Annotated in this window: 5 protein-coding genes and 1 pseudogene; all 6 read right to left on the bottom strand. The window is 70.1% G+C overall.

The window, feature by feature from the left end; all coding sequences use genetic code 11:
• Positions 1-15: 15 nt before the first annotated feature.
• Positions 16-1,374 carry a flavin-containing monooxygenase gene (locus tag ACTHNQ_RS11155; RefSeq protein ID WP_440333435.1) on the bottom strand — a complete coding sequence of 453 codons (1,359 nt, stop codon included), beginning with the start codon at positions 1,372-1,374 and terminating at the stop codon, positions 16-18.
• 98 nt (positions 1,375-1,472) lie between these two features.
• Positions 1,473-2,195, bottom strand: coding sequence for a TSUP family transporter (locus ACTHNQ_RS11150; protein ID WP_440333434.1), 723 nt, complete (start codon positions 2,193-2,195; stop codon positions 1,473-1,475).
• 94 nt (positions 2,196-2,289) lie between these two features.
• Positions 2,290-3,069, bottom strand: a complete 780-nt coding sequence (locus ACTHNQ_RS11145) for an alpha/beta hydrolase (RefSeq protein ID WP_440333433.1) — start codon at positions 3,067-3,069, stop codon at positions 2,290-2,292.
• A gap of 32 nt (positions 3,070-3,101) precedes the next feature.
• Positions 3,102-4,256: a mannitol-1-phosphate 5-dehydrogenase gene (locus ACTHNQ_RS11140; RefSeq protein ID WP_440333432.1), complete on the bottom strand. Its 1,155-nt coding sequence runs from the start codon at positions 4,254-4,256 to the stop codon at positions 3,102-3,104.
• Positions 4,256-4,693 (bottom strand): PTS sugar transporter subunit IIA, encoded by a 438-nt coding sequence (locus tag ACTHNQ_RS11135; protein WP_440333431.1) that lies wholly within the window; start codon positions 4,691-4,693, stop codon positions 4,256-4,258. The genes ACTHNQ_RS11140 and ACTHNQ_RS11135 overlap by 1 nt, the downstream gene beginning before the upstream one ends.
• Positions 4,694-4,826: 133 nt before the next feature.
• Positions 4,827-5,898 (bottom strand): annotated as a pseudogene (locus ACTHNQ_RS11130) (PTS mannitol transporter subunit IIB); the annotation flags it as partial.

Raw genomic sequence — 5,898 nt, 5'->3', positions numbered from 1 at the left:
CGACGTCGTCCGGGTTCATGCCCGCCGCCCTTTCGTGCTCCGGCGCGCGGACGCCGGACGGATGCCGTCACGCCGGGGTGCGGCATCCGTCGCCAGCTGCTGGGTGCCGGCGCGCACCGCGCGACGGTAGGCGTCCTTGTTGACGTAGTACGACATCCGCTCCAGGCCGAGGTAGTTGTACCCGCCGGTGAGGTCGGGCCACGGTTCGCCGGCGACGCGGGCGCGGAACGCGGCGGCGCGTTCGGGGTGGCGCTCGCCGGCGGCGAGGTAGGCGGCGATGAGCTCGGCCTGCTCGTATCGCCCCTGCCAGCCGATGCCGGACGCCTCGATCATGCCCATGACGTACAGCCCGTTGAACGAGGGCGGGAAGACGTTGAGGAAGAGCTTCGGCGAGAAGCCGTGCCACCCGAGGGCCGCCCGGTCGACGAACGGGTAGTCGAGCCTGTAGCCGGTCGCGAGCAGCACCGTGTCGTACTCGGCCGCCGACCCGTCGCGGAAGTGCACGGTGCGTCCGTCGAAGCGGTCGATGTCGGGCATGATCCGCAGGTCGCCCTGGCCGAGGTGGTTCAGGATCAGCGTGTTGACGATCGGATGCGACTCGTAGATCTTGTAGTCCGGCTTCGGAAAGCCGAAGCGCACGGGGTCGCCGGTGAACGCCTTCAGCACGCGGCTGTCCACCGCCTGCTTGAGGCGGGCGGGCAGCGGCCGCCCCTGGTTGAGGGTGTCCGACGGCTTGCCGAACAGGTAGCGCGGGACGAAGTAGTAGCCGCGGCGCACGCTCATGTCGACCGACTCCGCGTGGTGCACCGCGTCGACGGCGATGTCGCAGCCCGAGTTCCCGGCGCCGATGATCAGCACCCGCTTCCCGGCCAGCTGCGACGCCGACTTGTACGCGCTCGTGTGCAGCAGCTCGCCGGTGAAGTCGCCGCGGAACGACGGCACGTTGGGCTCGGCGAGCGTGCCGTTGGCGAGGATCACGCCGTCGTAGCGTTCGGCGACCGGGCCGTCCGGCGCGTCGGCGTGCAGCATCCATCCGCCGTCGTCGGCGGGGTGCAGGGAGGTGACCTTCGTCTTGAACCGGAAGTGCTCGGTGAGTGCGAAGCGGTCGGCGAAGTCGCGGAAGTACCGGATGAGCTCGCGATGGCTCGGGTAGTCGGCGGTCGAGGCCATCGGGAACTCGGCGAACTCGGTGGTCGTGCGCGACGAGATGAGGTGCGCCGACTCGTACATCGTCGAGCGGGGGTTCTCGATGTCCCAGAGGCCGCCGACGCCGCGGGATGCCTCGTACCCGTCGAACTCGAGGCCCGCGCGCTGCAGCGCCCGCGCGGCCGAGAGGCCCGACGGGCCCGCGCCGATGACGGCATACCTGGTCATTGCTTCCTCACGTCTTTCGCACTCCATCGTGTCGGCGTGACGACCCGCCGACAGAACCCTAAGCGTGACTCGGCATTAACCGAAATCGCGCAGGCTCATCACACGAAGAGTGCCAGGATGCCGCGCACGAGCACCACCGTCGCCCCGGTCCACGCGATCACGAGCATGGCACCGCGGGCGATGCGCGGCGACAGGTTGCGCGAGAGGACCGTGCCGATCGCGATCCCCGCGATGGTGGCGACCACGAGCGTCCCGATGTCCTCAATGGGCGATACGGGGAGCCCGCGCAGGGCGACCGTGGCGATGTCGAACGCGATGAAGATGAGCTGTGCGCTCGCCGCGAAGCTGCGCTGCGGCCAGCGGTCGCCGACGGCGTAGGCGGTGAGCGGCGGCCCGCCCAATCCGCTCGCGACGTTCATGAACCCGGCGGCGGCACCGGAGGCGATCGCCCCGCGGCGACCGGTGAGCGAAGCCGACAGGGCAGGGAGGTGACCTGCGAGCAGGGCGAAGTACGCCATCGCGGCGATGACGAGAAGCAGTGCGGCGTCGGGGAGAAGGCGGACCAGCAGAGCGCCGAAGGGTGCCGCGATCAGGCCCGGCCAGATGAGCCACCACGATCGCTTCCAGTCGATGTGGCGCCACACCATCGGGATCGCCACCAGCGACGCCACCAACGCCAGCAGCACGGCGAGCGTCACGCCCTCGACGGGGCCGTAGAGCAGGACGACGGGGGCGACCAGCACCAGCACGAAGCCGAGGCCTGTGATGCGCTGGATGATCGCGGCGATGAACGTCGCGATGCCCGCGAGGATGATGGTCACGGGATTCCAGTCTAGGCGGCGGAGATCCACCCTTTCGGGGATCCCGATCCCCGGCCGCCGAAACCGCGAAAGGGTATGTTTCCGCGGAGCGGGATCAGTCGGGCACGATGAGCGCGAACGCGCCGACGAGCTCGGTGAGCTGATCGCGCATGTCGTCGTCGGCGATGGTGGGTGTGCCGTCTCCCGCCTGCGGGCCGTAGTCGCCGAACGACGAGTGGCTCGCGCCCTCGATCTCGTGCAGCTCGGCGTCGTCGGGCAGCAGGTGACGCGCGTCGGCGATCTTCTCGGGCGTCGACAGGCCGTCCTCGCTGCCCGAGACGCTGATGACCGGCAGGCCGGAGTCCGAGAGGTCGTTCGCGCAGTAGGAGCCGAAGAGGGCGAGGCCGTCGGCATCCGTCGCCAGCTGGCACGCCCGCACACCGCCCAGTGAGTGCCCGCCCACGAGCCACGTGCTCACGTCGGGGGCGAGATCGGTGAACGTCGACAGGGGACGCAGGTCGAAGAACGCCAGGTTCAGCCACGGCTTCGTGATGACGACGGTGATGCCGTCCTCTTCGACGAGTCCCGACAGCTTGTAGGCGTACGCCCACGGGTCCACCTTCGCGCCGGGCACGTACACGAGGCCCACGTCGGCGGATGCGCCGGTGGGGGTGAGAACGATGCCTGCGTCGGTGTCGGTGATCTCGATCGCCGGGTTCGCGCGCACCTCGGCGAGCGGCTCGGGCTCGGCGGCCATCACCCCGACCTGGCTCCAGGCCAGGATCCCGACGACCGCGAGCACGATGAGCGCGCCGAGGGAGCCGAGGATCCACCACAGCACGCGCAGGCCGCGGCGCTTCGGGCGGGGGGTGGGGGCGGGCGCTTCGGCGGTCACGCGTAGAGCGTAGCCGCCCGCCCGCCCCACGCTCAGACGCCGAGCTCCGCCTGGCGCGCGGCGACGACCGCTTCGACCCTGCTGAACAGCGGATGCGCGGGCTCCAGGCCGGTCACCGCGGCGGTGAATGCCGCGGCATCCTGTTCCCGGAGCATGCGCTGCAGATCGACCGACTGCGCGTCCTCGGCGTCGTCGAACGCGAGAGCGGCGCCCATCGCGTCGACCAGCGCATCGACCGCCAGCCCGCGCTCGGCGGCTTCGGCGGCGGGGCCGACGAAGCGCTCGTGGCGCGACAGTTTGCGCAGCGGCTGCCGGCCCACGCGCCACACCGTGTCGGGCAGCGCGGCGTTGCGGAATCGCCGCAGGATGGTGGCGCGGTAGTCGGCGAGCGATGCGGGGTCGAGCCCGTGCTTGGCGGCCAGCAGCGCCGACGTCTCTTCGAGCGTCGCCTCGACCCGGCCGGCGATCGCGTCGTCCGCCAGGGCGGCGGCGATGGTGTCGATCCCCGCCTGGGCGCCGAAGTACGCCGTCGTGGCGTGCCCGGTGTTGACGGTGAAGAGCTTGCGCTCGATGTACGGCGCCAGATCGTCGACGAAATGCGCGCCGGGGATCGAGGGCGGGTCGTCGCCGAACGGGGGCCGCTCGATGGCCCACTCGAAGAACGGCTCGACGGTCACATCGACTCCGGCATCCGCCGGCTGTGCGGGCACGATCCGGTCGACCGCGGTGTTGGCGAACACCGCGCGCCCCGCCAGCGCGTCCCACGCGTCGCCGGCCAGCTCCCGGATCTCGTCGCGCAGCAGGTCGGTGGCGTTGATCGCGTTCTCGCAGGCCATGATCTGCAGCGGCGGACTCGACGGGTCGCGCAGCGCCAGCCCCGACATGACGAGCGGCGCCACGAACTTCAGCACCGTCGGGCCGACGGCGGTGGTCACGACGTTGGCGCCGGCGATCTCATCGATCACCTCGTCGGGGTGCTCGGCGCTGTTGAGCGCGCGGAAGCCGGTCACGACGGTGTCGCGTCCGCCGTCGCCGACCTCGTGGACGGTGTACTCGTCGACGGAGTTGATGGCGTCGACGAGCGGCGCGGCGACATCCGAGAACACCAGTTCGTACCCGCCCTGGTGCAGCAGCAGGCCGACGAAGCCGCGCCCGATGTTGCCGGCGCCGAAATGGACGGCCTTCATCAGACGCCCGCCGCCGACACCAGGGAGAACAGCTCCTCCGGCGTCTGCGCCGCCTTGAGGCGCGCCACGTCGTCCTCGTCCGAGAACAGGATGGCGATCTGCGACAGGATCTCGAGGTGCTCGTCGCCCTTGCCGGCGATGCCGACCACGAACGTCACGGGGTTGCCGTCCCAGTCGATCCCGCCGTCGTAGCGCACGACCGAGAGCGCGGACTCGAGGATCTCGTTCTTGGTCTCGTTCGTGCCGTGCGGGATGGCCAGCTCGTTGCCCATGTACGTCGACACGGTCTGCTCGCGCTGCAGCATGGCGTCGTAGTAGGCGCCGGTCACCGCGCCCACCGCCTGCAGGATGTCCGCGGCCTCCTTCATCGCCTCTTCCTTCGATGCGCTGCCGGAGTGGATACGCACCTGCCCGATGCTCAGAACCTCGCGTGCCATGTTCTCGCCCTTCTCGTGTGATCGGAGATGAATGGATGCCGCCACCCGTGGCCGTCAGGACGGCCGCGGTCCGTTCCCGCAGAGGCGGTGGGGCCGGGGGCCTCGCGCCCGCCCGGCCCCGCCGCGGTCTCTGCTAGGACCTATCCTCGTGCTGGCCGCGGACGAGGTCCACGACCTCGTCGTACCGGGGCGAGTTCATGAAGTTGTCCACCGACACGTGCACCGCGTCGGGGGTCTTCTGCCGGGCCCGGTCGGTCAGCTGGTTCTGGGTGATGACGAGGTCGGCCGACGGGTCCAGCGCCGCGATCGCCTTGTTGACGACGGTGACGTCCTCGATGCCGGCCTTCTTGATCTTGTTGCGCAGCACGCTCGCGCCCATGGCCGACGAGCCCATGCCCGCGTCGCAGGCGAACACGATGTTCTTGATGTGCTTCTCGGTCATGGTCGCCGGCTCCACGCCGCCGCCCGCCTGGGTGGCCGCTCCGCCGCGCAGATTGGAGAGCGCGTCGGACGACTTGCCCTTGGCCGCCTGCGTCTGCGTGATCGCCGCGCCGAACGCGTCGTCGGTAGCAGCCATCGCCTCGAGGTCGCGCTTGCGGGACGCCCGCAGGATCACCCACGAGATGAGGAACGTCACCGTCGCCGCGAGGACGACCGACAGCAGGACGGCGACATACGAATTGTTCGCCACCTGTGCGATCACCGCGATGATGCTGCCTGGGGCCGCGGGCGCTCGCAGAGCACCGCCCAGGAGCATGTTCGTCGTGACGCCGGTCATGCCTCCCGCGATGAGCGCCAGGATCAGCATCGGCTTCATCAGCGCGTACGGGAAGTACACCTCGTGGATGCCGCCGAAGAACTGGATCACCGCGGCGCCGGGAGCCGACGCACGGGCGGCGCCGATGCCGAAGAAGGTGAACGCCAGCAGCAGGCCGACGCCCGGGCCGGGGTTCGCCTCGAGCAGGAACAGGATCGAGCCCTTGCCGGTCTCGGCCGACTCGGCGATGCCCAGCGGCGTGAGCACGCCGTGGTTGATGGCGTTGTTGAGGAAGAACACCTTCGCCGGCTCGATCAGGATGCTCGTGAGAGGCAGCAGGTTCGTCTCGACCAGCCAGTGCACCGCGTTGCCGAGGGCCTGCATGATGCCGTTGACCACCCAGGCGATCGGGTAGAAGCCGACGATGGCCATGACGAAGCCCCAGATG

The sequence above is a fragment of the Microbacterium sp. genome (assembly GCF_051953575.1).
Classification (GTDB): Bacteria; Actinomycetota; Actinomycetes; order Actinomycetales; family Microbacteriaceae; genus Microbacterium.
Note: the sequence above shows the minus strand (reverse complement) of the source record. Positions and strands in the feature narration are given on the sequence as shown.